Source organism: Pseudomonas sp. CYM-20-01, assembly GCF_023169845.1.
GTDB lineage: Bacteria > Pseudomonadota > Gammaproteobacteria > Pseudomonadales > Pseudomonadaceae > Aquipseudomonas > Aquipseudomonas azotoformans.
This window is the reverse complement of sequence record NZ_AP025169.1, coordinates 6,594,521-6,619,083: the sequence shown is the minus strand read 5'-3', so window position 1 is coordinate 6,619,083 and position 24,563 is coordinate 6,594,521. Positions and strand designations below refer to the sequence as shown.

Here is a 24,563-nt window from a genome sequence, read left to right as displayed (position 1 = left end):
AGCGATTTGCCATGACCGTTATTGAATCCGATCTTTTGCAATTGGCTTACCCTCCGCGGCTCGATCTTGGGCCGCAACTCACTCACGAACAGTTGATGAGCTCGATGCAGGCCACCATGGCGCGGCATAAGGGTGGGCCGGTCTGGTTATTCGCTTATGGTTCGCTGATCTGGCGCCCTGAATGCTCCTCGACCGAGCGGGTGCGGGCACGGGTCCACGGTTATCACCGGGGCCTGTACCTGTGGTCCCATGAGCATCGGGGTACGCCGGAGCTGCCGGGGCTGGTCTTTGGCCTGGATCGTGGGGGCTCCTGCAGCGGGTTTGCCTACCGTTTGCCGGAAGATCAGCTGGAAGCCTCGCTGTACGCCCTGTGGCAGCGCGAGATGCCTTACCCGTCCTACCGGCCACACTGGCTCAGCTGCCGTCTGGAAGATGGCAGTACCGTACAGGCGCTGGGGTTTGTGTTGGAGCGGCACTTGCCCAGCTACGCCGGTAACTTGCCCGATATCGTACTGAACCATGTGCTGCAAAGTGCTTGCGGGCGTTACGGCACCACTCGCGATTATGTCGAGCAGACCGTCAACGCCCTGCGCAGCCACGCCATGCCAGATAAGAACCTGGAGGCGCGGCTCAAGCGTTGTGCAAAGGGTTGCTCAGGTGCTTAGCGCGCCGAACTGACGCTGTTGGTGTGCCACAGCGTCGGGATCAGGAAGGCGATTGCCAGCAGGCATGCGCCGATCAGCAGCACGAAACCGCCGTCCCAGCCGAAATGGTCGACGGTGTAGCCCATGGCCGCACTGGCCGCCACCGAGCCGCCCAGGTAACCGAACAGGCCGGTGAAGCCAGCAGCGGTGCCGGCGGCTTTCTTCGGTGCCAGTTCCAGCGCCTGCAGGCCGATCAGCATCACCGGGCCGTAGATCAGGAAGCCGATGGAGAACAGCGCAATCATGTCGATCATCGGGTTGCCCGGCGGATTGAGCCAGTACACCAGGGTCGCCACGGTCACCAGCGCCATGAACACGATGCCGGTCAGGCCACGGTTGCCACGGAAGATCTTGTCCGACATCCAGCCGCACAGCAGCGTGCCCGGGATACCCGCCCACTCATAGAAGAAGTACGCCCACGACGATTTATCCACCGTGAAGTGCTTGGCTTCTTTCAGGTAGGTCGGTGCCCAGTCCAGTACGCCGTAACGCAGCAGGTAGACAAACACGTTGGCGAAGGCGATGTACCACAGCATTTTGTTGCGCAGCACGTACTTGACGAAGATTTCCTTGGCGCTGAATTCATCTTCGTGGCTGGCGTCGTAGCCTTCCGGGTAGTCGTTCTTGTACTGCTCAATTGGTGGCAGGCCGACCGATTGCGGGGTGTCGCGCATGGTGATGAAGGCAAACGCCGCCACCAGCAACGCCACGGTAGCCGGTACGTAGAACGCCGCATGCCAGTCGTTGAACCAGGCCATGCCCAGCAGGAACAGCGGGCCGATCAGGCCGCCGCCGACGTTGTGCGCCACGTTCCACACCGACACCACGCCGCCGCGTTCCTTCTGCGACCACCAGTGCACCATGGTCCGCCCACTCGGCGGCCAGCCCATGCCTTGGGCCCAGCCGTTGATGAACAGCAAAATGAACATCATGGTCACGCTGGACGTCGCCCAGGGTGCGAAACCGAAAATGAACATCACCCCGGCGGAAACTAGCAGGCCGAAGGGCAGGAAGTAGCGCGGGTTGGAGCGGTCGGACACCAGGCCCATGAGGAACTTGGACAGGCCGTAGGCAATCGCGATGGCCGACATCGCCAGGCCCAGTTCGCCGCGGGTGTAACCCTCGTCGATCAAGTAGGGCATGGCCAGGGAGAAGTTTTTGCGCAGCAGGTAGTAGCCGGCGTAACCGAAGAAAATACCGGCGAAGATCTGCCAGCGCAGGCGTCGGTAAGTGCTGTCTATTTTTTCTTCAGGCAGGGGCGCCTGATGTGCGGCAGGACGAAAGAAAGCAAACATTCAAGAGCTCCAGATTTCTTGTTTTGACTGCGGATGCGAATGTTACAGTTTCGTTACCGAAAATAGCATCGCCTCTTATCTATAAACAACCAGAAATGAACGCTAATGAATGTTCCCTTACGAACACCGGAGATCGAAAAGTGGGAGGGGGCTTGCCCCCGATAGCTGTTTATCAGTCTGTATAGCTGTGACTGACACACCGCTATCGGGGGCAAGCCCCCTCCCACATTGACGGTATTTCAAATTTTTAGCGGGTTTGGACGACGACCTTTCCAACCGCCTTGCGCTGCCCAAGGTCATTGATCGCCTGGGCGGCCTGTTCCAACGGATACACCTGCGACACCAGCGGCTTGAGCTTGCCTTCACCGTACCAAGTGAACAACTGCTGGAAGTTCGCCGCATTATCCTGCGGCTGGCGCTGGGCGAAAGAACCCCAGAACACCCCGACCACCGCCGCGCCCTTGAGCAGCGCCAGGTTCACCGGCAACTCCGGTATGCGCCCGCTAGCAAACCCCACCACCAACAAGCGGCCGTTCCAGGCGATGGCGCGGATGGCCTGGTCAAACAGGTCGCCGCCCACCGGGTCGTAGATCACATCGGCACCATTGCCGTCCGTGAGGCGCTTGATCTCGTCTTTCAGGCTGGTTTCGCTGTAGTTGATCAACTCATCGGCGCCGGCGGCCTTGGCCACCGCGAGTTTGTCGGCGCTGCTGGCGGCGGCGATCACACGCGCGCCCATGGCCTTGCCGATTTCCACGGCAGCCAGGCCCACGCCACCGGAAGCGCCGAGCACCAGCAGGGTTTCGCCGGCTTGCAGGTTGGCCCGTTGCTTGAGCGCGTGCATCGACGTGCCGTAAGTCATGCTGAACGCGGCGGCGGTGTTGAAATCCATGCTCGGCGGGATCGGCAGTACGTTATAGCCCGGCACCGCGACCTGTTCGGCAAAGCTGCCCCAGCCGGTCAGCGCCATGACTCGGTCACCGACTTTTAGGTGGCCGACTTTTTCGCCCACTTCACTGACCACGCCAGCCGCTTCGCCACCCGGCGAGAACGGAAAGGGCGGCTTGAACTGGTACTTGCCCTCAATGATCAGCGTATCCGGAAAGTTGACCCCGGCCGCGTGCACGTCCAGCAGGATTTCGTTCTTCTTGATCGCAGGGCTTGCGACATCTTCCAGCACCAGGGTTTCGGCAGGGCCGAAGGCTTTGCACAGCACAGCTTTCATCGGACTATTCCTTTTGGCGTCGTGGCCGATAAGTGTAGGAGGGTACGCCCGTGGGTCAACGAGCATGCCCAGGCCTGATAAGCCGCCATAAGCTTGTGCTCTGCCTTGCTAGCGTTATGCTACCCGGCAACCGAATGTGAGGAATGAACTGTGAAAGCGTGGATCCTGTTGATGCTGGCCCTGACCTTGCCGATGGCGGCCCAGGCCGAAGAAGCCAAAGAGGGCGAGGCGCCGAAGGTCAGCTATATCAGCCTGAGCCCGCCGTTCGTGGGCAACTACGGCCTGGATGGCACGGCGAAACTCAAGGTGTTCAAGGCCGACATCGCCCTGCGCGTGACCGGCACCGAAGCGGCCGCCGCCGTCAAAGCCAACGATGCGTTGATCCGTAACCAGTTGGTGGCCCTGTTCACCCAGCAGACCAACGAGGCGATGAGCACCGTCGAGGGCAAAGAAAAACTGCGCCAGGAAGCCCTGAAGCAGACCCAGCAAGTGATGAATGACGAGACGGGCAAGCCGGTGGTGGAAGATCTGTTGTTCAACAACCTGATCATCCAGTAAGCCTCCTAAGTGTTATGGGCCTGGCTTCTGTGGTGAGCGGGCTTGCCCCGCGCTGGGCGGCGAAGCCGCCCCAAAACCATACACCTCGGTGTGCCTGAAGAAATGTGGTGAGTCTGATGGGGCTGCTGCGCAGCCCAGCGCGGGGCAAGCCCGCTCACCACAACAAGCCGGATCCAGGCTTATGAGGCGAGGCTTTTGCGGAACCGCGCCAACGCCACCGCAAAAAACACCAACCCAATCCCCGCCAGTGCCAGCAAATCCGGCCACACCACGCTCACCCCCGCATCACGAAACAGAATCGCCGCACTCAAACTCACAAAATGCGTCGACGGCGACCCCTGCATCACCCACTGCAACCACTCGGGCATGCTGTCCAGCGGCGTACTGCCGCCTGAGAGCAACAGCATCGGGATAATCACTGGAATTGCCAGCAGTCCGAATTGCGGTGTGGAACGGGCAAGCGTCGCCAGGAAAATCCCCAGCGCCGTACTGGCAAACAGGTACAGCGCGGTCACGAACAGAAACAACCCCAGCGAGCCGGCCAGCGGCACCCCAAGCAGGCCCTTGACCACCAGTTCCACCGACAGCCAGGTACACAGCACCACCACCAGCATGTTGCTCCAGATTTTCGCCAGCATGATTTCCAGCGCCGTCAGCGGCAGTACCAGCAGGTGGTCGAGGGTGCCGTGTTCACGCTCACGCAGCAGGGCGGTACCGGTCAGGATAATGGCGAGGATGGTGATGTTGTTGACGATCTGGATCACCGCCAGGAACCAGCCGCCTTCCAGGTTGGTATTGAACAGCGCCCGGGTAGTGAGCTGCGCGGGTGCCCGGCTGGCGGCATCGGCTTGTCCGCTGTAGGTCAGCAGTTCGCGCTGGAAAATCCGCCCGATGTAGCCCGCCCCCATGAACGCCTGGCTCATTGCCGTGGCATCCACATTCACCTGCACCCCCGGCTGGCGCCCCGCCAACAGGTCGGCCTGGAAATTCGCCGGCACATTGATTACGAAAGTGTACTTGCCGCTGTCCATGACCCTGTCCAGTTGGTCATAGGCCAACGGTGCAGGCGCCTGGAACTCGGGCGGTTGCAGCGCTTCGGCCATCTGCCGTGACAGGGCGCTGTGGTCTTCATCGACAAACGCTACGCTGGCATTGTGCACACCGATCACCGAACCGGCGGCGGGCATATAGATGGCGACGGTGAAGGCGTAGAACAGAAACAGCAGCAACACGCTGTCATGGCGCAGGCTGGTCAGTTCCTTGATCCCCAGCCGCAGAATGTGCGCGAACTTATGCATCAGGCCTCCTGCTTCTTGAGCATGACCAGGCTCAGCCCGGTAAACCCGACGAAGAACCCGAACAGCGCCAGGCACTGCGGCCACAACTGGCGCAGGTCCAGGGCCTTGGTGAAGGTGCCCACGGCAATGTCCAGGAAGTGCCCGGCCGGAAACAGCATGCCCATCAAGGCCGCCGCGCCTTCCAGGGACGAGCGCGGCACGATCAGCCCGGAGAACTGGATGGTCGGCAGACTGGTGATGATCATGGTGCCGAGGATCGCCGCGATCTGCGTACGGGTGAAGGCCGAAATCAGCAGGCCCATGCTGGTGGTCGCCAGCACGTAGAGCAGGCCGCCGAACGCCAGGGTGAGGGCGCTGCCCTTGAAGGGCACGCCGAACAGCCAGCGGTTCATCGCCACCAAGACCGTCAGGTTGACCAGGCTCACGGCCAGGTACGGTGCCTGTTTGCCCAATAGAAACTCCAGGCGGGTCAGCGGCGTGGCGTAGAAATTGGTGATCGAGCCCAGCTCCTTCTCGCGCACGATGCCGAGCGCGGTGAGCATCGCCGGGATAAACGCCAGGATCAGCGCCATCACGCCGGGGCCGATGGCGTTTACGCTGACCACGTCCTGGTTATAGCGAAAGCGCGTTTCCAGCTTGGCGGCGGCCGGGGTGTTGCGCGGCAGGCTGCTCAGTTCGGCCAGTTGCTGCAGGTTCTCCTGATGCACGGCCTCGACATAGTTACGGCTGGTTTCCGCGCGAAACGGCATGCCGCCGTCCAGCCACGCGGCCACCGTGGGCTGGCGGCCGGCGTAGAGGTCGCGGCCAAAACCGGGCGGGATCTCCAGGGCCAGTTTGATTTCCGAACGTTGCAGGCGCCGGTGCAGTTCAGTCGAGTCCTGGATCGGCGCTTGCTCAGCGAAATAGCGCGAACTGCGAAACGCCTCCAGATAGGCGCGGCTTTGCGGCGTCTGGTCCTGGTCGTAGACGGCGAAGGCGAGGTTTTCCACATCCAGGGAAATGCCATAGCCGAAGATCACCATCATGAACATCGCCCCCAGCAGGGCGAAGGCCATGCGCACTCTGTCGCGCAGCAGTTCCTTGCCTTCGCGGCTGGCCACGGCTACCAGACGGGCCAGGCTGAAACCGCGTTTACTCACTGGCGCTGTGCTGGTTTCGCTGACGGTCTTGGCCGGCGCGGTGGGTTCGGCTTCACCTTGGGCCTGTTCCAGGCACGTGACGAACGCGGCTTCCAACGTATCGCCGTGGAATTGCTGTTGCAGCGCATCCGGCGTATCGCAGGCCAGCACCTTGCCCGCGTGCATCAGGGAGATGCGGTCGCAGCGCTGGGCTTCGTTCATGAAGTGGGTGGACAGGAAGATGGTCACACCTTGTTCGCGGGACAGCTCGATCAGCAATCGCCAGAAGTCATCCCGTGCGGCTGGGTCGACGCCCGAGGTGGGCTCATCGAGGATCAGCACTTCCGGGCGATGCAGCACCGCCACCGCCAATGACAAACGCTGGCGCAGGCCGAGGGGCAGCTCGCCGGACGGTTGCTCGGCGACGTCACCCAAGTCGAAACGCTGGATCAGCTCATCAATGCGCGGTCCGCTGTCGGCCTTGGGCAGGTCGAACAGTTGCGCATGCAGCACCAGGTTCTGGCGCACGCTGAGTTCGCCGTACAGCGAAAAGCTTTGCGACATGAAACCCACGCGCTTGCGCGTGGCCAGGTCCTTGGCGTTCACCGGGTTGCCCAGCAGCGTCGCGCTGCCCTCGGTGGCCGGCATCAGCCCGGTGAGGACTTTCATGGTGGTGGTCTTGCCGCAGCCGTTGGAGCCGAGGAAGCCGAAGATCTCGCCGCGACCAATCGCAAAGCTGACCTTGTTCACCGCGGTGAAATCGCCGAAACGCAGGGTCAGGTCATGGGCCTCGATGGCGACATCGGTGTTGTCGCTCTCGCTCGGCGGAATCACCAGCGGCTGGTTGTCGTGGGCGCTGTCACCCTGGAAGTGGGTGAAGGCTTCGTCCAATTTGCCGCTGGGTGTCGCGGCGGCCAAGTCGCTGCTCAGGCCATCGGCGATCAGCTTGCCGCGATCGAGCATCAGGCAGTGTTCGAACTGCTCGGCTTCTTCCATGTAGGCCGTGGCCACCAGCAATGTCAGTTGCGGGCGTTCGCTGCGTACGCTGTCGACCAGTTCCCAGAAGCGCCGACGTGACAGTGGGTCGACGCCGGTGGTGGGTTCGTCGAGGATCAACAGGTCCGGGTCGTGGATCAGCGCGCAGCACAGGCCAAGCTTCTGTTTCATGCCGCCGGAGAGCTTGCCGGCCGGGCGCTCGGCGAAGCGTGCGAGGTCGGTGGCCAGCAGCAGGTTGTGCATGCGCTGGTCGCAATCGGCTTTGGACAGGCCGAACAGCGTGGCAAAGAAACGGATGTTTTCGCTGATGGACAGCTCGGGGTACAGGTTGCCGCCCAGGCCCTGGGGCATAAAGGCAATGCGCGGATACAGGCTGTTGCGGTGGCGGCGATCGTCGATGGCGCCGCCGAGCACCTGCAACTGGCCGTCCTGCAGCTTTTTAACCCCGGCGATCAAACCCAGCAGGCTCGACTTGCCCGCGCCATCCGGCCCGATCAACCCGCAGCGCGTACCGGCCGGCAGGCTGAAGGCGATGTCGACCAGGGCCTGCTGTTTGCCGTAGCGGTGGTTGATCCCCGTGGCCTGCAGCGCCAGGGCGGTCATTGCAGGTTGGCCGGCCAGTCGATGTCAGCCGTGCGCACATAGCCGGCGCCGGGCATGCCCGGTTTGGCCTGGGGCACGGCGCTGGGTTGGGTCAGGCGCAGTTTGACGCGAAATACCAGTTTCTGGCGTTCGTCGCGGGTTTCCACTTCCTTGGGGGTGAACTGGGATTTGGCGGCGACGAAGCTGATCCTGGCCGGCAGCGGCTGGTCGGGCAGGGCGTCGAGCAGGATGCGTGCGTCGCTGCCGACGGTGAGACGGCCGGTCACGGAAGCGGGCAGGTAGAGGTTCATGTATTGATCATTGGGATCGATCAACAGCAGTACACGGCCGCCCGCGCCCAGCACTTCACCCGGCTCGGCCAGGCGTAGCTGGATAACGCCGTCGATGGGCGCGCGCAGGCTGCTGTCGTCGATCTCGCTGGTGAGCTGGGCGACCTGGGCCTCGGCGGCGCCAATGGCGGCCTTTACCGAATTGACCTGGGCCTGCGCGGCAATCACGGCGGCGTTGCCGGTGTTCTGTCGCGCCTGCTGTTGATCAATCAGCTGGCTGCTGGCGAAGCCGCGCTTGTACAGCTCCTGGGTGCGCTTGAGTTCCTGGTTGGCCAGCAGTTGCTCGCTCTGGCGCAGTTGCACGTTGGCCTCGGCGGCGGCGAAGTTTTCCTTGGCGCGCAGCACTTCGGCTTCGGCCTGGGCGCGTTGGGCTTCGAGGGTGCGGGTGTCCATGCGTGCAAGCAGTTGGCCCTTGAGCACCTTGTCGCCTTCGTCTACCCGCACTTCGGCCAGGCGCCCGGGGATCTTGGCGGCGATCTGCACTTCGGTGGATTCCAGGCGCCCATTGCCCATGCTCAGGCCTTCGGGCAGGCGGTCCTGGGTGGAGCGCCAGTAACCGAAGCCACCGGCACCCAGCAACAGGGCGATGAGGGCAACGGCGAAAAGGCGGGAGGTGTGGTGGTTCGTCGACATGGCTGCTTCCTGCGGCGTTAGCGTCCTAGTGTGAGCGGTTTGCCCCGGTGGGGCGTTGATGCCGGTCAGTCAAATCAAATGGATCACGGCGTGCCATTGCTCGGGCGTGACGGCCATCACCGACAGCCGGCTGCCTTTTTGCACCAGGGGCAGTTCGGCGAGGGCGGCTTGTTGCTTCAGGTAGCCTAGGCCGAGCACCTTGGGAAAGGTCTGCACATGGGCAACGTTGATCGCGCTCCACGGATTTTTCTCCGGGGTGGCCTTGGCGTCGAAGTAGTGGCTTTCGGGCTCCAACGCGGTGGGATCCGGATAGGCCGCCTCGATGATTTTGCCGATGCCGGCAATGCCCGGCTCCGGGCAACTGGAGTGATAGAAGAAAAAATCGTCACCCACCGCCATGGCCCGCAGGAAGTTACGCGCCTGGTAGTTGCGTACCCCGTCCCAGCGGGCTTCGCCAAGCTTTTCCAGGCCTTTGATGGAGAGTTCGTCGGGCTCGGATTTCATCAGCCAATAGGCCATTGTTGGGCTCCTGAAATAAGCGGTGGGCAAGTTGTCCTGCAATTTGATGACAAACCGACAGTCGGTTGGCGCCAAGGTTTGCGTGTTGGTTCACGTTACCGCAGAATGCCGGCTTTTAAAGCTTGACGCAGCTGCAACGGACTCTTTGGAACGTTGTTGTCATCGTGTACGAGGTGCCTGAAGGGGGGCAATCGATGCAACGTAAACCGGATTTACTATGGATTTTGGTGATTTTGTTTGGTCTGGGCGTCGTGACCACCGGGTATGCCCAAAGCTTGTGGTCGAACAAGACCGATGCGCCCGTTGAACTGGCTCAGCAGCAGCCGCAACCGTTCAAGCGCTGACCCTTCTTCAAGGCGCCGCTGACTCCAGTGGCGTCTTCGCAATATACCAATGCTTATCGGTGACGGTGCCCGCCAACGGCACATCCCAGCTCGCCTGCGCCAATCGATCGACCTTCTGGCATTCATGGGCCAGGCCCAGCAGCGTCGGCTTGCGCCAGCTCTGGCGGCGCGCCAGGTAAGCCAGGCTGCGGTCGTAGAACCCGCCGCCCATGCCCAGGCGTCCGCCGGCATCATCAAAACCCACCAACGGCAGCAGCACCAGGTCCAGCGCCCAGACTTTGCGTTGGCGGCTGATGTTCACCCGTGGTTCCAGGATGCGAAAGCGATTGGGCAGCAGCTTCTCACCAGGCTTGACCCGTTGGAACACCATCTTGGTACGTGGCCAGGCGCTGAGCACCGGCAGATAGGTGGCTTTGCCCCGGCGCTGTGCTGCACGCAGCAGCAAGCGCGGATCGATTTCACCGTCCGTCGGTAGGTATAAGGAAATATGTTTGGCCCGGCGAAACAGCGGGTGCTGTGCCAGTTGCCGATACAGGCCGTGGGCGGCCTTGCGCTGCTCGCTCGGCGTGAGGGCGCGGCGGGCTTTGCGCAACATGCGTCGAAGTTGCGGACGGGAAAGCGGCGCAGGTTCGGTCATGGTTTCTGCTCATAAAACAATGCCAGTCCGAAGACTGGCATTGAGTTTGGGAATTCAGGCTCCCCGACAGAGCCGCTGTCGACTTAGCCCTTGAACCCGAAAGTTCAAGGTGGAAGATGCAGTAGGCTTTAAGGCTTTCCGTCTAGCGGACATGCACACCAGCCCAACGTGCAACTTCCAGGGTAGTGCGAATCGGCTCAGGGACATCGCCGACTGGCAAACACGCCAGGGAGTGGGGCGAGTATACCTTAAACAGTCGCGGCAATCAGCCCTTGGGTGCGTCTGCATCGCTGGAAAGCACCAGATCGACACGCTCCAGCAAGTCACGCACCTGCTCACGCGTCGAACCGCTGGCCTGCACGTCAGGGCGTTCCTGCTTATGCAGCAAATCGTGGGTAATGTTCAGGGCGGCCATCACGGCGATGCGGTCGGCGCCGATGACTTTGCCGCTGCTGCGGATTTCACGCATCTTGCCATCCAGGTAGCGGGCGGCGCTCACCAGGTTGTTGCGCTCTTCCTGGGGGCAGATGATCGAATATTCTTTGTCGAGGATCTGCACGGTGACGCTATTGCTTGAACTCATGAGTCTTGCTCCAGGGCCTTCAGGCGCGAAATCATCGATTCGACCTTACGCCGGGCGATTTCGTTTTTTTCAATGAGGTGAGCGCGTTCCTCGCGCCAGGTCTTTTCCTGAGCTAATAGGAGTCCGTTTTGACTCTTAAGTTGCTCGACCCGAGTAATTAGCAATTCGAGTCTGGCCATCAGCGCTTGCAGGTCGGTGTCTTCCATTGGGTTCCACTGGATTTGTCTGATGAATGGCAACTGCAGGATAAACGATCTGACGCCCTTGATAGTCTTGGTACGTCTGCCGGTGCTAGGATACAGCGCTCCATTCTAGACATTGCGCCGTCTGGCGCCTAGCTCACCATGCCTATTCAGAACTCCCCGTACGATGCTTTCTCCAAACTGCTGAGCACCAGCGGCCACCCCTGCTCGCCGGCCGAACTGCACGGCGTGTTGCTGGGCCGTAGTTGCACCGGCGTCGGCTTCGACGCCGACAACTGGCTGGCCGACGTGGCCGAACTGCTGGAAACCGAACCGACCGACAACGTGCGCAACGCGCTGATCGGCCTACAAGAGATGGTCAAGGGCGAGCTGACCGGTGATGACGTCACCGTGGTCCTGCTGCTGCCGACCGACGACGCGCCGCTAACCGAGCGTGCCGCCGCACTGGGCCAATGGTGCCAGGGCTTCCTCCACGGCTTCGGCGTGAACGCCGGCGGCCTGGAACTGAGCACCGACGCCAAGGAAGTGCTGCAGGACCTGGCAGCCATCTCCCAGGTGCAAGACGCCCTGGAAGAGTCCGAAGACGGCGAGGGCGACTACATGGAAGTGATGGAATACCTGCGCGTCGCGCCGCTGCTGCTGTTCACCGAGACCAAAAAATCGGCTGAGCCGGCTGCACCCAAGCCGTCGCTGCACTAAGAAAGGAAACCCCTCTGCCCATGATCCATATCCCCAAAGCGGAATACACCCGGCGCCGCAAGGCGCTCATGGCGCAGATGGAACCCAACAGCATCGCGATCCTGCCGGCCGCCGCCGTGGCGATCCGCAATCGCGATGTCGAACACGTGTACCGCCAGGACAGTGATTTCCAGTACCTGAGCGGCTTCCCCGAGCCGGAAGCGGTGATCGTGCTGATGCCCGGTCGCCAGCACGGCGAGTACGTGCTGTTCTGCCGCGAACGCAACGCCGAACGCGAACTGTGGGACGGCCTGCGCGCCGGCACCGAAGGCGCGATTCGTGACTTTGGCGCCGACGATGCCTTCCCCATCACCGATATCGACGACATCCTGCCCGGCCTTATCGAAGGCCGCGACCGGGTGTACTCGGCCATGGGCAGCAATGCCGAGTTCGACCGGCACCTGATGGAGTGGATCAACGTGATCCGCTCCAAGGCCCACCTGGGCGCCCAGCCACCGAACGAATTCGTTGCCCTGGATCATCTGTTGCACGACATGCGCCTGTATAAATCGGCGGCGGAAGTGAAGGTGATGCGCGAGGCGGCGCGAATCTCTTGCGCGGCCCACGTGAAGGCGATGCAGGCCAGCCGGGCCGGCCTGTATGAGTTCAGCCTGGAAGCCGAGCTGGATTATGAATTTCGCAAAGGCGGCGCGAAAATGCCGGCCTACGGTTCCATCGTCGCCGCCGGGCGCAACAGCTGCATCCTGCATTACCAGCAGAATGACGCGGTGCTCAAGGACGGTGACCTGGTGCTGATCGACGCCGGTTGCGAGATCGACTGCTATGCCAGCGACATCACCCGCACCTGGCCGGTCAATGGCAGATTTTCGCCGGAACAAAAGGCGATCTACGAGATTGTGCTGGCCTCCCAGGAAGCCGCCTTCGCGGAGATCGCCCCGGACAAGCATTGGAACCAGGCCCATGAGGCGACCGTACGGGTCATCACCGCCGGGTTGGTCAAGCTGGGGTTGTTGCAGGGTGACGTCGACGAACTGATCGCCAGCGAAGCCTATAAGGTGTTTTACATGCACCGTGCCGGTCATTGGCTGGGCATGGATGTACACGATGTGGGCGAATATAAAGTGGGCGGTGAATGGCGTGTGCTGGAAGTCGGCATGGCGTTGACCGTGGAACCGGGGATCTACATTTCACCGGACAACCAGAACGTGGCAAAGAAATGGCGTGGCATTGGCGTACGCATCGAGGACGACGTGGTAGTGACCAAGCAAGGCTGTGAAATCCTGACCGGCGGCGTGCCCAAGACTGTCGCCGATATCGAAGCGCTGATGGCGGCTGCGCGATGAGCCGGGTCAACCTGGCGATCATCGGCGGCGGCCTGGTGGGCGCCAGCCTGGCACTGGCGTTGCAGGCCGGGGCCAAGGCCCGGGGCTGGAAGATCGTGCTGATCGAACCCTTCGCGCCGGGCGACAGCTACCAGCCGAGCTACGATGCGCGTTCTTCGGCGCTGTCCTTCGGCGCCCGGCAGATCTATCAGCGGCTGGGCCTGTGGCAGGACATTTCACGCCGCGCCGAGCCGATCAAGCAGATCCATGTGTCCGACCGTGGGCGTTTCTCCACCGCGCGCTTGTCTGCCATGGAAGAGGGCGTGCCGGCCCTCGGTTACGTGGTGGAAAACGCCTGGCTGGGCCAATGCCTGTGGCAAGGCCTGGACAAAGACGTGGTCAGCTGGCGTTGCCCGGCCGAAGTCGCGCGCATGGAGCCGCTTCCCGATGGCTACCGCCTGACCCTTAACGATGAAACCGTGCTGGAGTGCGATCTCGCTGTACTGGCTGACGGCGGCCGCTCCGGCCTGCGCGAGCAATTGGGCATTGGCGTGAAAACCCGCCCCTACAACCAGAGCGCGCTGATCGCCAACATCACCCCGAGCGAAGCCCACAACGGCGAGGCGTTCGAGCGCTTCACCGATGAAGGCCCGATGGCCTTGCTGCCGCTGCCAGACAACCGCTGCGCGCTGGTCTGGACGCGCATCGGCATGGACGCGCAGCGCCTGGCCAATCTCGATGAACGCAGTTTCCTCAGTGAATTGCAGGGCGTGTTCGGCTATCGCCTGGGTACGCTGAAGCAAGTGGGCGCCCGTCACCTGTATCCGCTGACGCTGGTGGAAGCCGAGGAGCAAGTGCGCTCCCATCTGGCGATCCTCGGCAACGCCGCCCACAGCCTGCACCCAATTGCCGGGCAGGGCTTCAACCTGTCCCTGCGTGACGCGAATGCCCTGGCCGAGGCTTTGCTGGCCGGGCCGCAGGTGCCGGGTGATCTGGCCACCTTGCAGGGTTATCGCGAGCGCCAGCGCCTGGACCAGAAACTCACCGTGGGCTTCTCCGACCAGGTCACGCGCCTGTTCGGCAGCGCCCAACCGTTGGTCGCCCTGGGCCGAAACATGGGGCTGCTGGGGCTGGATTTGTTGCCGCCCGCCAAACGCTGGTTCGCCCGGCAAGCCATGGGCCTGGGCACGCGTCCCGATGCGTAAGTGGTTGATCGCGCGCCTGGGCAAGGCGAGATTGTTGCGTTGGATCATGACCCTGTACCCGCCGTACCTGGGCGCGGGGGTCAGCGTTCAGCGCATGAGCGCCGATTTTCGTCACGTCAAAGTGCGCATGGGCCTGGGCTGGTACAACCGCAACTATGTCGGCACGCAATTCGGCGGCAGCCTGTATTCGATGGTTGACCCGTTCTACATGTTGATGCTGATGGAGAACCTGGGCCGCGACTACATCGTGTGGGACAAGGCCGCGAGTATCGATTTCATTTCGCCCGGCAAAGGCCCGGTGTATGCCGAATTTTCCATCGACGAGGCCTTGCTGGACGAGGTCCGTCGACACACCGAAGGTGGCGAGAAGTACCTGCCCCACCTCAAGGTGCAGATTCATGACGGCTCCGGCACCCTGGTGGCGCGGGTCGACAAAACCCTTTACGTGCGGCGCAAGCCGCCAGTGAGACAGGCTTAAAGCATGGACATGCGCGCAGATGTGCTGATTGTCGGGGCCGGAATGGTCGGAAGCGCCCTGGCGCTGGCGTTGCAGGGCAGCGGCCTGCAGGTGCTGCTGCTCGACGGCAGCCCGCTGAGCGTCAAGCCGTTCGACCGCGAGGCCGCCTTCGAACCCCGTGTGAGCGCCTTGTCGGCCGCCAGCCAGCGCATTCTGGAGCGGCTGGGCGTGTGGGACGGCATCGTCTCGCGCCGCGCCAGCCCTTACGGCGAGATGCAGGTGTGGGACGGCAGCGGCACCGGGCAGATCCACTTTTCGGCCGCCAGCGTGCATGCCGAGGTGCTCGGGCATATCGTCGAGAACCGCGTGGTGCAGGATGCCTTGCTTGACCGTCTGCACGACTGCGACCTGGGCCTGCTGGCCAATGCGCGCCTGGAACAGATGCGCCGTTCCGGCGATGACTGGCTGCTGACCCTGGCCGATGGCCGCACGTTGCGCGCGCCGCTGGTGGTGGCCGCCGATGGTGCCAACTCCGCCGTACGCCGCCTGACAGGCACCGCGACCCGTGAGTGGGATTACCTGCATAACGCCATCGTCACCAGCGTGCGCAGCAGCCAGCCGCATCAGCGTACGGCGTGGCAACGCTTTACCGATATGGGTCCGCTGGCGTTTTTGCCGCTGGAGCGGGATGGGCAGGAGGATTGGTGTTCGATCGTCTGGTCGACCACGCCGGCCGAGTCCGAGCGCTTGATGGCGCTGGATGATGAAAGCTTCTGTCGCGAGCTGGAGCGCGCCTTTGAGGGACGACTCGGCAACGTGATCAGCGCCGACCCACGCGTATGTGTGCCGTTGCGTCAGCGCCACGCCAAGCGCTACGTGGCCGAAGGCCTGGCCTTGATCGGCGACGCGGCTCACGTCATTCATCCGTTGGCGGGGCAGGGCGTGAACCTGGGTTTCCTCGATGCAGCGGTGTTGGCCGAGGTGCTGTTGGCGGCAACCGAGCGCGGCGAGCGCCTGGCGGACGTTAAGGTACTGAGCCGTTACGAGCGTCGGCGCATGCCGCATAACCTGGCGCTGATGGCGGCGATGGAAGGTTTTGAGCGACTGTTCCAGGCCGATCAGCTGCCGCTGCGCTGGTTGCGCAACGCCGGGTTGAAGATGGTCGACCAGATGCCCGAGGCCAAGGCCGTGTTTGTGCGTCAGGCTCTCGGCCTGACTGGCGATCTCCCGGACCTTGCGAAACCCTGATATTGAAATGCGATCCCTTGTGGGAGGGGGCTTGCCCCCGATGAGGCCATCAGCCCACAACCAATCTCCGTCATGCAACATCTGGTAACGCCTCTACCAAGCACTACCAAATGTGAGTCCTTATCATTTGCCCTCTTTTTGCAAATGAGAGACCGCACCCATGTTGGCACCCAAGCGCCTCCTGACTGCCCTGGCACTCACCCTGATCGGCAGCACCACTGTGCAGGCCGCCGACGAAGTGGTGGTCTACTCCTCGCGCATCGATGAGCTGATCAAGCCGGTCTTCGATGCCTACACCCAGAAAACCGGCGTGCAGGTCAAGTTCATCACCGACAAGGAAGCCCCGCTGATGCAGCGCATCAAGGCCGAGGGCGCAAACGCCACCGCCGACCTTCTGCTCACCGTGGATGCCGGCAACCTCTGGCAGGCCGAGCAGATGGGGATCCTGCAACCGTTCACCTCCCCGGTGATCGACAAGAACATTCCCCTGCAATATCGCTCGTCAAAACACACCTGGACCGGCTTGAGCCTGCGCGCACGGACCATCGCCTATTCCACCGACCGGGTGAAACCGGGTGACCTCACCACCTACGAAGCCCTGGCTGACAAACAGTGGGAAGGCCGCCTGTGCCTGCGTACGGCGAAAAAGGTCTACAACCAGTCGCTGACCGCCACCCTGATCGAAACCCACGGCGCGGCCAAGACCGAAGAGATCGTCAAGGGTTGGGTCAACAACCTGTCCACCGACGTGTTCTCCGATGACATCGCTGTGCTCGAAGCCATCAACGCCGGGCAATGCGACGTGGGTATCGTCAACACCTACTACTACGGCCGCCTGCACAAGCAGAAACCGGACCTGGCGGTGAAGCTGTTCTGGCCGAACCAGGGCGACCGTGGCGTGCACGTGAACCTGTCGGGTATCGGCCTGACCCAGCACGCGCCGCATCCGGAAGCCGCCAAGGCGCTGGTAGAGTGGATGACCACGCCTGAGGCGCAGAAGATCTTTGCCGATGTGAACCAGGAGTTCCCGGCCAACCCGGCGGTGCCGCCGTCAGCCGAAGTGGCGACCTGGGGCAAGTTCGTGGCGGACACCTTGCCGGTGGAAGTGGCGGGCAAGCGCCAGGCTGAGGCGATCCGCCTGATGGATCGCGCCGGCTGGAACTGACACACTGCTGGTCAAAATGTGGGAGGGGGCTTGCCCCCGATAGCGGGATATCAGTTCACTCATCATGGACTGATCCACCGCCATCGGGGGCAAGCCCCCTCCCACATTGGATCGAGAGTTGAATTAAAGACATTCACTGAGAACTGACTTTGGCCCACCCCGCCCAACGCCGCTGGTACCTGCCGGTCTTCACCGTCGCCGCCCTCGTACTGCTGCCGCTGAGCGTGCTGTTACTGTCCTGGCAAAGTATCGACAACCAGATCTGGTCGCACCTGTGGGAAACCCAGATGCCGCGCCTGCTGGGCAACACGCTCACCCTGGTGCTGGGCGTCGGTATCGGCGTGACCCTGTTGGGCGTCAGCCTGGCCTGGTTGACCAGCCTCTGCGAGTTTCCTGGTCGGCGCTGGCTGGATTGGGCGTTGATGTTGCCGTTCGCCATTCCTGCCTATGTGCTGGCCTTTGTGTTTGTCGGCCTGCTGGACTTCTCCGGTCCCGTGCAAACCCTGTTGCGTGAATGGTTCGGCACCGGGCTGCGCCTGCCACGGGTGCGCTCCACCAGCGGTGTGATCATCGTCCTGGTCCTGGTGTTCTATCCCTATGTTTATCTATTGGCGCGCACCGCGTTCCTGGCCCAGGGCAAAGGCCTGATGGAGGCCGCGCGGGTGCTGGGGCAATCGCCATGGCGAGCGTTCTGGCACGTGGCCCTGCCCATGGCGCGGCCGGCGATTGGGGCTGGAGTCGCCTTAGCGTTGATGGAAACCCTGGCGGATTTCGGCGCGGTCTCAGTGTTCAACTTCGACACGTTCACCACCGCCATCTACAAGACGTGGTACGGCTTCTTCAGCCTTTCCAGCGCCGCCCAGTTGGCCAGCCTGTTGCTGCTGGTGGTGATGCTGGTGCTGTACGGCGAGCGGCGCGCCCGGGGCGCCAGCCGACCGAGCAATGAACGGCCACGTAGTAAGGCGTTGTACCACCTGCGTGGGTTCAAGGCGGTCGCGGCCAGCAGTTGGTGCGGGTTGGTGTTCGCCTGTGCGTTTGTCATCCCGATGTTGCAACTGGTGGCCTGGTTCTGGCAGCGCGGCCGCTTCGATCTGGATGAGCGCTATTCGGGCCTGATCCTCCACACGCTTTACCTGGGCGGCATCGCGGCCTTGATCACGGTCAGCGTGGCCCTGGTGCTGGCGTTCGCCAACCGCCTGGCGCCGACACGGGCGATCCGTTCCGGTATCAGCCTGGCCAACATCGGCTATGCCTTGCCGGGCTCGGTGCTGGCGGTATCGATCATGTTGGCGTTCAGCTATCTGGACCGTGAACTGGTGGTGCCTGTCTCCAGCTGGCTCGGTGGGGCGGGCAAGCCGTTGCTGTTGGGCAGCCTGTCGGCATTGGTGCTGGCGTACCTGGTGCGTTTCCTGGCGGTGGCCTATGGGCCGTTGGAAAACAGCCTGGCGCGTATCCGCCCGTCCCTGCCGGAAGCTGCACGCAGTCTAGGTGTGAGTGGCCCACGACTGTTTTGCAAAGTGTATCTGCCGTTGCTGCTGCCGGGTACTTTGAGCGCAGCACTCCTGGTGTTTGTCGATGTGCTCAAGGAAATGCCCGCCACCTTGCTGATGCGCCCGTTTGGCTGGGATACGCTGGCAGTGCGGATCTTTGAAATGACCAGTGAGGGCGAGTGGGCACGGGCCTCTTTGCCGGCGTTGACCCTGGTGCTGGTGGGCCTGTTGCCGGTGATCGGGCTGATCCGACGCTCCGCCCGGCAAATCGGTTAGGTGCCAGTCCTACGGCTTGCGGCTACAATGCGCGGCATTCGGTGCGCTTCGTCTTTTGGAGCGGGTCGCTGGACGTGGCTGCAGGCCTTGTGAGTCAAGGTGTTCAGCGCGGACAGTAGCTCCGCGCACCTTCGCCAAGCCCGGAAGGAGAAACCCATGGGACAGCGTACGCCTCTGTATGACCTGCATCTCGCCCTTGGCGCGAAAATGGTCGATTTTGGCGGTTGGGATATGCCTTTGCACTACGGCTCGCAAGTTGAAGAGCACCATCAGGTGCGACGCGACTGCGGGGTGTTCGATGTATCTCATATGACCGTGATCGATGTCAGCGGCCCCCAGGCCAAGGAATGGCTCCAGCACCTGCTGGCCAATGATGTCGAACGCCTGCACGGCTGCGGCCGTGCGTTGTACAGCGCCATGCTCAACGAACAGGGCGGCGTGGTGGACGACATGATTGTCTACCGCACCGAGGCCGCTTATCGGCTGGTGGTCAACGCTGCCACCCGCGACCAGGATATGGCCTGGATGCAAGCGCAACTGGGCGACTATCAGGTGCAACTGCATGAGCGCCCCGAGTTGGCCATGCTGGCCATCCAAGGTCCCCACGCCCGGCAAAAGATCGCCGAACTGGTCACGCAATCGCGCAGCACCCTGATTCACCAGCTCAAGCCCTTCGAAGGCCACGCCGATGGTGACTGGTTTATCGCACGCACGGGTTACACCGGCGAAGATGGCCTGGAGATTGTCTTGCCCGCTGATCAGGCTCCGGGCTTTTTCAATGACCTGGTGGGCGCTGGTATTTCACCCATCGGCCTCGGCGCCCGCGATACCCTGCGCCTAGAAGCGGGGATGAACCTGTACGGCCAGGACATCCACCAGGAGGTTTCGCCCCTGGCATCGAACATGGCCTGGAGCATCGCCTGGGAGCCTGCCGAGCGTAATTTCATTGGCCGCGCCGCGCTGGAAGCAGAAAAAGCAGCCGGGGTGCAGTTCAAGCTGGTCGGGCTGGTGCTGGAAGAACGCGGGGTTTTGCGCGCTCACCAGGTGGTTCGTATCGCCAATATTGGCGAAGGGGAGATCACCAGTGGTAGTTTCTCTCCTACGCTGAGCAAATCCATTGCCCTGGCGCGTGTACCGACGGCAACCGCTGATCGGGCCGAAGTGGAAATCCGCGGCAAGTGGTACCCGGTTCGAGTGGTCAAACCGACCTTCGTGCGCCATGGCAAAACCTTGATCTAACCTATTTCCGGCAGGCCAATGGCCGCTGACATTACTTCTTGAGGACACAGATTATGAGCGATATCCCTGCCGACCTGCGTTTTGCCGAAAGCCACGAATGGGCACGCCTGGAAGCTGACGGCACCGTGACCGTCGGTATTTCCGACCATGCTCAGGAAGCGTTGGGTGATGTGGTGTTTGTTGAGTTGGCCGAAGTGGGCGCCCAGTTTGACGCTGCTGGCCAGGCGGGTGTGGTTGAGTCGGTCAAGGCCGCCTCGGATATCTACGCCCCGGTTGCAGGCGAAGTGATTGCCGTCAACGAAGAACTGAGTGGCAGCCCGGAGCTGCTGAACTCTGATCCCTACGGCGCTTGGATCTTCAAGCTCAAGCCAAGCAACCCGGCTGACCTGGACAAATTGCTGGATGCTGCCGGCTACAAAGCCGCCATCGGCGAGTGATCCTGTTGCGGGAGCCGGTTATACGGCTCCCGCAATGTGCTTTTAGGGCTGTAGAACTGCCTTCACGGCTGCCACCGACCGCTCCACATCCGCCTCTGTCATCGCCGTAAACATCGGCAACGACACGATCAAGCGCCCCACTTTCTCCGCCACCGGGAACATGCCTTCCTTGAACCCCTGTGCCCGATAAAGGCTCAGCAGGTGGATCGGCGGGTAGTGATAGCCAATGCCGACGCCATGGGCCTGCATTTGCTCCATGAAGGTGGCGCGGGCTGGCAGGCCGTCCTGACGTTCCGGCAGCACCAGTTGAAACAGGTGCCAGTTGCTGTTTTCGAAGTCTGCCGGCGGCAGTTGTGCGCCGTACTGCTCTTCAAAGTCACTGCCAAAGCATTTGAAGTAGTGCCGCGCCAGGTTCTGGCGGTGAGCAGTGATCTGCTCGATATGGGCAAATTGCCCCAGGCCAATGGCGGCGGCGATGTCGGTCATGTTGAACTTGCCGCCTAATACATCCACGTCCAGGCCGTCGAAGCCGGTACGGGTAACACCTTGCAGGCGGTATTTTTCTGCCAGTCGCGCTTCTTCGGCGTTGTTCAACACCAGGCAGCCGCCCTCGGAAGAGGTGATGTTCTTGTTGGCCTGGAAACTGAACGACACAAAATCCCCGGTGGCGCCAATACGCTCGCCATCCCAGCTGGAACCCAGCGCCTGCGCCGCATCTTCGATAATGCGCAGGTTGTACTTGTTCGCCAGTGCATACAGCATCGGCATATCCAGGGGCAGGCCGGCCAGGTAAACCGGGATGATCGCCTTGGTGCGCGGGGTAATCGCCGCTTCCACCTGGGACAGGTCGATATTGCGGGTCACCGGGTCAATATCGGCAAACACCGGCGTAGCGCCCACTTCCAGAATCACGTTGGCCGTGGCTACCCAGGAAATCGGCGTGGTGATGACTTCATCGCCTGGCCCGATGCCGGCAATGCGCAAGGCAATCTCCATGGTGCAGGTGCCCGAGTTGAAGGTGCGCACCGGCCGACCGCCAAAGTACTCCGACAACTGAGCTTCGAAGGCCTGCACCTTCGGCCCGCTGGTGATCCAGCCCGAGCGCAGTACATCGCCGACCGCTGCAATGGTGGCTTCATCGATGGTGGGTTTGGAAAACGGCAGGAAGGGCAGTTGGCTCATGACGACGAAGGCATCCGTTTCAGGTTGGCGATGAGTAAGCGAGGTATCAGTACCGGCATGGTTGCACGGCTTGACTGAATATAGCCTGTCATCTGTGAATGAATCGTCACTATTGAGCCGAAGAATGCCACGTCGAAGGCGGCATTCTTCGCAAATAATCAGAAGGCAAGCCGCGCTTCCAGGAACATGTTCTGCTCCTTGAGTTTGCCTTTGAGTTGCTCATCCCGTGCATTTGCGCGGTTCGTGAAGGTGTTGTAACCGGTTTCGACGTCGCCCATGGCGGTGTAACGATAACCCGCCCCTAACGTGAGTCGCTCACTGGCCTTGGCCTCCAGCCCAATACCCAGGCTATAGGCAAGGTTATGTTGGCGGTTGCTGGCAAAACGACGGGTCTCAATGGTTTGATAACCTTCGGACTCAATGCGTGCGATGCCCACACCGGCCATACCGTAAAACGATAGCCACTGGTTGATCGGGATATCTTTATAGCCGTTGAGCATCAAGCGCTGGCTCTGCACATGCAGGCTGTTGACGTTGGCATTGAAGGGGGCCCAGTAGGATTTGAAGGTCGAACTGTTTGGCATCGTGTACTCCCCTTCCAGGCGCCAGCCATTGGCGAAGGCATAGCCTGCGGCGAAAGAGGCCACGAATGCTTTGCTGCTATCCGGGGCGTCCACCCTGTCCGTCACGCGCGGGCTGGTGAGCAGTGAACTGGAGAGGTTCTGGCGAGCGTTGTTGAATTTGGCTGATCCGTACCAGCTTTCTGCCTGGGCGTAGGCGGTGGCAAATGCAGAGAACAGCAGTGCGTAGGCAATCTTGTGCATGGGCAGTGATTCGCTTTGTTCAAAAAGGAATCCTTAGCTTGTGGCCCGGCAGAGTGAGGCTCGACAGGACTTCTCTGTATGCAGTTGGGAAAACAGCAATGCTTGTGTAGTGCCCAGCGATGATGACCGTAGGAATTGAGGACAAAAAAATGCCGCTGTTAACAGCGGCATTTTTATTGAGCCCGAGTTATTCGGTGACTGCATTTTTCGCGAGGATAGCGTTGGCCAGCTCCATGTCCGTGGCCTGCAGGCCAGGGTTGTCGGCGCGGACTTTCTGCATCGCGGCTTCCAGGTATGGGCCACGGATGCCGCCATCGCTGGCAACGAAGCTGCCGGCGTCGTCTTGGGCGGCGACCACCAGCTTGTGGTCCTTGAACGTCAGGTATGTCGAGCCGGTGGTGGCGCCCGACGAGATGACATTGCGCCAGAAACTGTCGGCCATGGCTGATCCGACAGGGAGGGAAAGCACAGCAAGGGTTGCGACAGCATATTTGAGACGCATGATGGGTGACTCCGGGTGGGTTATCTGTACTTTATGATTGTAGTTAGCCCAACCGAGTTCCATCACTGACTAAACAGTTTCAACCCTTAACACCACGCCTTCCTGGCCAACCACCCGCACTTGAGCGCCTACGGGGCTGTCCGGGCCGGTCACCATCCATACGCCATCACCGACTTTTACCTTGCCCCGGCCATCCACAATCGCCTGGTGCACCACGAAGGTGCGGCCGATCAGCTCGGAACCGCGCTCGTTGAGACCCGGCTGGTCGCTGGCCTTGGCGCTGCTGCGCTGACGCTTCCACCAGTACACCGCCGTCATTATCGACAACACGGCAAACAGCAGAAGTTGCCATTCCAGCCCCAGGGGTGGCACCAGAAACTTGATCACGCCCACGGCGGCCGCGGCGATACCCATCCACAACAGGTAACCGCCAGCGCCGAATACCTCAAGAATCAGCAGTACTGTGCCCAGTGCCAACCAATCCCAGAACGACAGATGCTGCAGGAAATCCCACATGGCGCTGGCCTCAGCCTTTCTTGTTGTCGAACGTTGCCTTGACGATCTCGCCGATACCGCCAACTGCGCCGATCACCTGGCTGGCCTCCAGCGGCATCAGGATAACCTTGCTGTTGTTGGCCGAGGCCAGCTTGCCCAGGGCGTCGATGTATTTCTGTGCGACGAAGTAATTGACCGCCTGCACGTTGCCTGATGCGATCGCTTCCGACACCACCTGTGTGGCGCGTGCTTCGGCTTCGGCCTGACGCTCACGGGCTTCGGATTCAAGGAACGCCGCCTGCCGGCTACCTTCGGCCTCGAGAATCTGTGCCTGCTTCTTGCCTTCGGCAGTCAGGATCGCCGAGGCGCGCAGGCCTTCGGCTTCGAGGATCTGCGCACGCTTGATCCGTTCGGCTTTCATCTGGCCCGACATGGCGGCCATCAGGTCGGCAGGCGGGCTGATGTCCTTGATCTCGATACGGGTGATCTTGATCCCCCACGGCGCGGTGGCTTCGTCCACGGTCTTCAGCAGTTTTTCGTTGATGCCGTCACGCTGGCTGAGCATGGCATCCAGTTCCATGGAGCCGAGCACGGTACGGATGTTGGTTTGCAGCAGGTTGCGGATGGCGTGTTCGAGGTTGTTGACCTCGTAGGCGGCCTGGGCGGTGTTTACCACCTGGAAGAAGCACACGGCGTCGATCTGCACGGTGGCGTTGTCGGCGGTGATGACTTCCTGGGGCGGGATATCCAGTACGCTTTCCATCACGTTGATCTTGCGACCGATGCGGTCCATGACCGGGATGATGATGTTCAAGCCAGGCTTGAGGGTGTTGGTGTAACGGCCAAAACGCTCGACCGTCCATTGGTAGCCCTGGGGGACCACCTTGAAGCCCATGAACAGGATGGCGATGGCCAAACCCACGAAAAGAAGCAGTACGGTTCCGATCTGCATAGCGATTCCCTATCTGATGGTGTCA

The 24,563-nt window shown here is 61.7% G+C and carries 26 protein-coding genes and 1 other RNA gene; 12 read left to right on the top strand and 15 right to left on the bottom strand.

The window, feature by feature from the left end; genetic code table 11:
• Nucleotides 1-11: 11 nt before the first annotated feature.
• A complete protein-coding gene (locus tag M2497_RS30310) occupies nt 12-665 on the top strand; it encodes a gamma-glutamylcyclotransferase (RefSeq protein ID WP_248485251.1) in 654 nt (217 codons plus the stop codon).
• Here M2497_RS30310 and glpT read toward each other — a convergent pair.
• Both glpT and M2497_RS30300 read right to left on the bottom strand, forming a co-directional pair.
• Nucleotides 662-1,999, bottom strand: a complete 1,338-nt coding sequence (gene glpT / locus M2497_RS30305; RefSeq protein WP_025857408.1) for a glycerol-3-phosphate transporter — start codon at nt 1,997-1,999, stop codon at nt 662-664. The genes M2497_RS30310 and glpT overlap by 4 nt on opposite strands.
• A 247-nt stretch (nt 2,000-2,246) precedes the next feature.
• Nucleotides 2,247-3,224, bottom strand: a complete 978-nt coding sequence (locus M2497_RS30300; RefSeq protein ID WP_248485249.1) for an NADPH:quinone oxidoreductase family protein — start codon at nt 3,222-3,224, stop codon at nt 2,247-2,249.
• Nucleotides 3,225-3,374: 150 nt separating this feature from the next.
• Between M2497_RS30300 and M2497_RS30295 the strand changes: the two genes are divergently transcribed.
• Nucleotides 3,375-3,782 carry a flagellar basal body-associated protein FliL gene (locus tag M2497_RS30295; protein ID WP_032884296.1) on the top strand — a complete coding sequence of 136 codons (408 nt, stop codon included), beginning with the start codon at nt 3,375-3,377 and terminating at the stop codon, nt 3,780-3,782.
• Nucleotides 3,783-3,961: 179 nt separating this feature from the next.
• Here the strand turns inward: M2497_RS30295 and M2497_RS30290 are convergent, their stop codons facing one another.
• The 4 genes from M2497_RS30290 to M2497_RS30275 form a co-directional block, all read right to left on the bottom strand.
• Nucleotides 3,962-5,080 carry an ABC transporter permease gene (locus tag M2497_RS30290; protein WP_248485248.1) on the bottom strand — a complete coding sequence of 373 codons (1,119 nt, stop codon included), beginning with the start codon at nt 5,078-5,080 and terminating at the stop codon, nt 3,962-3,964.
• Entirely contained in the window at nt 5,080-7,797 is a 2,718-nt protein-coding gene (gene rbbA, locus M2497_RS30285) for a ribosome-associated ATPase/putative transporter RbbA (protein ID WP_248485246.1), read from the bottom strand. Before rbbA ends, M2497_RS30290 begins: the two co-directional genes overlap by 1 nt.
• Nucleotides 7,794-8,759, bottom strand: a complete 966-nt coding sequence (locus tag M2497_RS30280; RefSeq protein ID WP_248485244.1) for an HlyD family efflux transporter periplasmic adaptor subunit — start codon at nt 8,757-8,759, stop codon at nt 7,794-7,796. The genes rbbA and M2497_RS30280 overlap by 4 nt, the downstream gene beginning before the upstream one ends.
• A 69-nt stretch (nt 8,760-8,828) precedes the next feature.
• Nucleotides 8,829-9,278, bottom strand: coding sequence for an EVE domain-containing protein (locus M2497_RS30275; RefSeq protein WP_248485242.1), 450 nt, complete (start codon nt 9,276-9,278; stop codon nt 8,829-8,831).
• Between the two features lie 194 nt (nt 9,279-9,472).
• On the opposite strand from M2497_RS30275, the gene M2497_RS30270 reads away from it, so the two are divergent.
• The gene (locus tag M2497_RS30270) at nt 9,473-9,622 is read left to right on the top strand and encodes a hypothetical protein (protein ID WP_010207387.1); all 150 of its coding nucleotides are present in this window, start codon (nt 9,473-9,475) and stop codon (nt 9,620-9,622) included.
• A gap of 7 nt (nt 9,623-9,629) precedes the next feature.
• On the opposite strand, the gene M2497_RS30265 is transcribed toward M2497_RS30270, so the two are convergent.
• The 4 genes from M2497_RS30265 to M2497_RS30250 all read right to left on the bottom strand — a co-directional run bounded on the left by M2497_RS30265 (nt 9,630) and on the right by M2497_RS30250 (nt 11,048).
• Nucleotides 9,630-10,259 (bottom strand): 5-formyltetrahydrofolate cyclo-ligase, encoded by a 630-nt coding sequence (locus tag M2497_RS30265; RefSeq protein ID WP_248485240.1) that lies wholly within the window; start codon nt 10,257-10,259, stop codon nt 9,630-9,632.
• Nucleotides 10,260-10,315: 56 nt separating this feature from the next.
• Nucleotides 10,316-10,494, bottom strand: a non-coding RNA gene (gene ssrS / locus M2497_RS30260) — 6S RNA.
• Nucleotides 10,495-10,524: 30 nt separating this feature from the next.
• Nucleotides 10,525-10,842, bottom strand: coding sequence for a cell division protein ZapA (locus M2497_RS30255; RefSeq protein WP_248485238.1), 318 nt, complete (start codon nt 10,840-10,842; stop codon nt 10,525-10,527).
• Nucleotides 10,839-11,048 (bottom strand): TIGR02449 family protein, encoded by a 210-nt coding sequence (locus M2497_RS30250; protein ID WP_007982902.1) that lies wholly within the window; start codon nt 11,046-11,048, stop codon nt 10,839-10,841. The genes M2497_RS30255 and M2497_RS30250 overlap by 4 nt, the downstream gene beginning before the upstream one ends.
• 138 nt (nt 11,049-11,186) lie before the next feature.
• Here M2497_RS30250 and M2497_RS30245 point away from each other — a divergent pair, with 138 nt between their 5' ends.
• From M2497_RS30245 to gcvH, 9 genes are all read left to right on the top strand, one after another.
• A complete protein-coding gene (locus M2497_RS30245; protein WP_015886444.1) occupies nt 11,187-11,744 on the top strand; it encodes a YecA family protein in 558 nt (185 codons plus the stop codon).
• Between the two features lie 20 nt (nt 11,745-11,764).
• A complete protein-coding gene (pepP, locus tag M2497_RS30240) occupies nt 11,765-13,087 on the top strand; it encodes a Xaa-Pro aminopeptidase (RefSeq protein WP_248485236.1) in 1,323 nt (440 codons plus the stop codon).
• Nucleotides 13,084-14,271: a 2-octaprenyl-6-methoxyphenyl hydroxylase gene (gene ubiH, locus M2497_RS30235; protein WP_248485229.1), complete on the top strand. Its 1,188-nt coding sequence runs from the start codon at nt 13,084-13,086 to the stop codon at nt 14,269-14,271. Before pepP ends, ubiH begins: the two co-directional genes overlap by 4 nt.
• Nucleotides 14,264-14,749, top strand: coding sequence for a DUF4442 domain-containing protein (locus M2497_RS30230; protein WP_248485227.1), 486 nt, complete (start codon nt 14,264-14,266; stop codon nt 14,747-14,749). Before ubiH ends, M2497_RS30230 begins: the two co-directional genes overlap by 8 nt.
• A gap of 9 nt (nt 14,750-14,758) precedes the next feature.
• Nucleotides 14,759-15,976: a 2-octaprenyl-3-methyl-6-methoxy-1,4-benzoquinol hydroxylase gene (locus M2497_RS30225; RefSeq protein ID WP_248488274.1), complete on the top strand. Its 1,218-nt coding sequence runs from the start codon at nt 14,759-14,761 to the stop codon at nt 15,974-15,976.
• Nucleotides 15,977-16,136: 160 nt separating this feature from the next.
• Nucleotides 16,137-17,141 carry an extracellular solute-binding protein gene (locus M2497_RS30220; protein ID WP_071490448.1) on the top strand — a complete coding sequence of 335 codons (1,005 nt, stop codon included), beginning with the start codon at nt 16,137-16,139 and terminating at the stop codon, nt 17,139-17,141.
• 149 nt (nt 17,142-17,290) lie between these two features.
• The gene (locus M2497_RS30215; protein ID WP_248485225.1) at nt 17,291-18,907 is read left to right on the top strand and encodes an iron ABC transporter permease; all 1,617 of its coding nucleotides are present in this window, start codon (nt 17,291-17,293) and stop codon (nt 18,905-18,907) included.
• A gap of 156 nt (nt 18,908-19,063) precedes the next feature.
• Complete coding sequence (gene gcvT, locus M2497_RS30210; RefSeq protein WP_248485223.1) at nt 19,064-20,146, top strand: glycine cleavage system aminomethyltransferase GcvT; 1,083 nt, start codon at nt 19,064-19,066, stop codon at nt 20,144-20,146.
• A 53-nt stretch (nt 20,147-20,199) separates the two neighbouring features.
• Nucleotides 20,200-20,583 carry a glycine cleavage system protein GcvH gene (gcvH, locus tag M2497_RS30205; protein WP_058426466.1) on the top strand — a complete coding sequence of 128 codons (384 nt, stop codon included), beginning with the start codon at nt 20,200-20,202 and terminating at the stop codon, nt 20,581-20,583.
• Nucleotides 20,584-20,625: 42 nt separating this feature from the next.
• Here gcvH and M2497_RS30200 read toward each other — a convergent pair whose 3' ends face one another.
• The 5 genes from M2497_RS30200 to M2497_RS30180 form a co-directional block, all read right to left on the bottom strand.
• Nucleotides 20,626-21,765 (bottom strand): DegT/DnrJ/EryC1/StrS aminotransferase family protein, encoded by a 1,140-nt coding sequence (locus tag M2497_RS30200; protein WP_248485222.1) that lies wholly within the window; start codon nt 21,763-21,765, stop codon nt 20,626-20,628.
• Between the two features lie 158 nt (nt 21,766-21,923).
• A complete protein-coding gene (locus M2497_RS30195) occupies nt 21,924-22,589 on the bottom strand; it encodes an outer membrane beta-barrel protein (protein ID WP_248485220.1) in 666 nt (221 codons plus the stop codon).
• Nucleotides 22,590-22,776: 187 nt separating this feature from the next.
• Nucleotides 22,777-23,091: a DUF2388 domain-containing protein gene (locus M2497_RS30190; RefSeq protein ID WP_003176799.1), complete on the bottom strand. Its 315-nt coding sequence runs from the start codon at nt 23,089-23,091 to the stop codon at nt 22,777-22,779.
• 69 nt (nt 23,092-23,160) lie between these two features.
• Nucleotides 23,161-23,607, bottom strand: coding sequence for an NfeD family protein (locus tag M2497_RS30185; protein ID WP_071490443.1), 447 nt, complete (start codon nt 23,605-23,607; stop codon nt 23,161-23,163).
• A gap of 10 nt (nt 23,608-23,617) precedes the next feature.
• Nucleotides 23,618-24,538 carry an SPFH domain-containing protein gene (locus M2497_RS30180; protein WP_010207363.1) on the bottom strand — a complete coding sequence of 307 codons (921 nt, stop codon included), beginning with the start codon at nt 24,536-24,538 and terminating at the stop codon, nt 23,618-23,620.
• Nucleotides 24,539-24,563: the final 25 nt, after the last annotated feature.

Bases quoted from the DNA above. Each gene is read 5' to 3' on its own strand.
- M2497_RS30255 (WP_248485238.1), bottom strand. From the start codon at position 10,842: ATGAGTTCAAGCAATAGCGTCACCGTGCAGATCCTCGACAAAGAATAT.
- M2497_RS30220 (WP_071490448.1), top strand. From the start codon at position 16,137: ATGTTGGCACCCAAGCGCCTCCTGACTGCCCTGGCACTCACCCTGATC.
- M2497_RS30280 (WP_248485244.1), bottom strand. From the start codon at position 8,759: ATGTCGACGAACCACCACACCTCCCGCCTTTTCGCCGTTGCCCTCATC.
- M2497_RS30180 (WP_010207363.1), bottom strand. From the start codon at position 24,538: ATGCAGATCGGAACCGTACTGCTTCTTTTCGTGGGTTTGGCCATCGCC.
- gcvT (WP_248485223.1), top strand. From the start codon at position 19,064: ATGGGACAGCGTACGCCTCTGTATGACCTGCATCTCGCCCTTGGCGCG.
- M2497_RS30200 (WP_248485222.1), bottom strand. From the start codon at position 21,765: ATGAGCCAACTGCCCTTCCTGCCGTTTTCCAAACCCACCATCGATGAA.
- M2497_RS30190 (WP_003176799.1), bottom strand. From the start codon at position 23,091: ATGCGTCTCAAATATGCTGTCGCAACCCTTGCTGTGCTTTCCCTCCCT.
- gcvH (WP_058426466.1), top strand. From the start codon at position 20,200: ATGAGCGATATCCCTGCCGACCTGCGTTTTGCCGAAAGCCACGAATGG.
- M2497_RS30195 (WP_248485220.1), bottom strand. From the start codon at position 22,589: ATGCACAAGATTGCCTACGCACTGCTGTTCTCTGCATTTGCCACCGCC.
- M2497_RS30225 (WP_248488274.1), top strand. From the start codon at position 14,759: ATGCGCGCAGATGTGCTGATTGTCGGGGCCGGAATGGTCGGAAGCGCC.
- M2497_RS30245 (WP_015886444.1), top strand. From the start codon at position 11,187: ATGCCTATTCAGAACTCCCCGTACGATGCTTTCTCCAAACTGCTGAGC.
- M2497_RS30310 (WP_248485251.1), top strand. From the start codon at position 12: ATGACCGTTATTGAATCCGATCTTTTGCAATTGGCTTACCCTCCGCGG.
- ubiH (WP_248485229.1), top strand. From the start codon at position 13,084: ATGAGCCGGGTCAACCTGGCGATCATCGGCGGCGGCCTGGTGGGCGCC.
- M2497_RS30270 (WP_010207387.1), top strand. From the start codon at position 9,473: ATGCAACGTAAACCGGATTTACTATGGATTTTGGTGATTTTGTTTGGT.
- M2497_RS30265 (WP_248485240.1), bottom strand. From the start codon at position 10,259: ATGACCGAACCTGCGCCGCTTTCCCGTCCGCAACTTCGACGCATGTTG.
- rbbA (WP_248485246.1), bottom strand. From the start codon at position 7,797: ATGACCGCCCTGGCGCTGCAGGCCACGGGGATCAACCACCGCTACGGC.
- M2497_RS30300 (WP_248485249.1), bottom strand. From the start codon at position 3,224: ATGAAAGCTGTGCTGTGCAAAGCCTTCGGCCCTGCCGAAACCCTGGTG.
- M2497_RS30275 (WP_248485242.1), bottom strand. From the start codon at position 9,278: ATGGCCTATTGGCTGATGAAATCCGAGCCCGACGAACTCTCCATCAAA.
- M2497_RS30250 (WP_007982902.1), bottom strand. From the start codon at position 11,048: ATGGAAGACACCGACCTGCAAGCGCTGATGGCCAGACTCGAATTGCTA.
- M2497_RS30185 (WP_071490443.1), bottom strand. From the start codon at position 23,607: ATGTGGGATTTCCTGCAGCATCTGTCGTTCTGGGATTGGTTGGCACTG.
- pepP (WP_248485236.1), top strand. From the start codon at position 11,765: ATGATCCATATCCCCAAAGCGGAATACACCCGGCGCCGCAAGGCGCTC.
- glpT (WP_025857408.1), bottom strand. From the start codon at position 1,999: ATGTTTGCTTTCTTTCGTCCTGCCGCACATCAGGCGCCCCTGCCTGAA.
- M2497_RS30230 (WP_248485227.1), top strand. From the start codon at position 14,264: ATGCGTAAGTGGTTGATCGCGCGCCTGGGCAAGGCGAGATTGTTGCGT.
- M2497_RS30290 (WP_248485248.1), bottom strand. From the start codon at position 5,080: ATGCATAAGTTCGCGCACATTCTGCGGCTGGGGATCAAGGAACTGACC.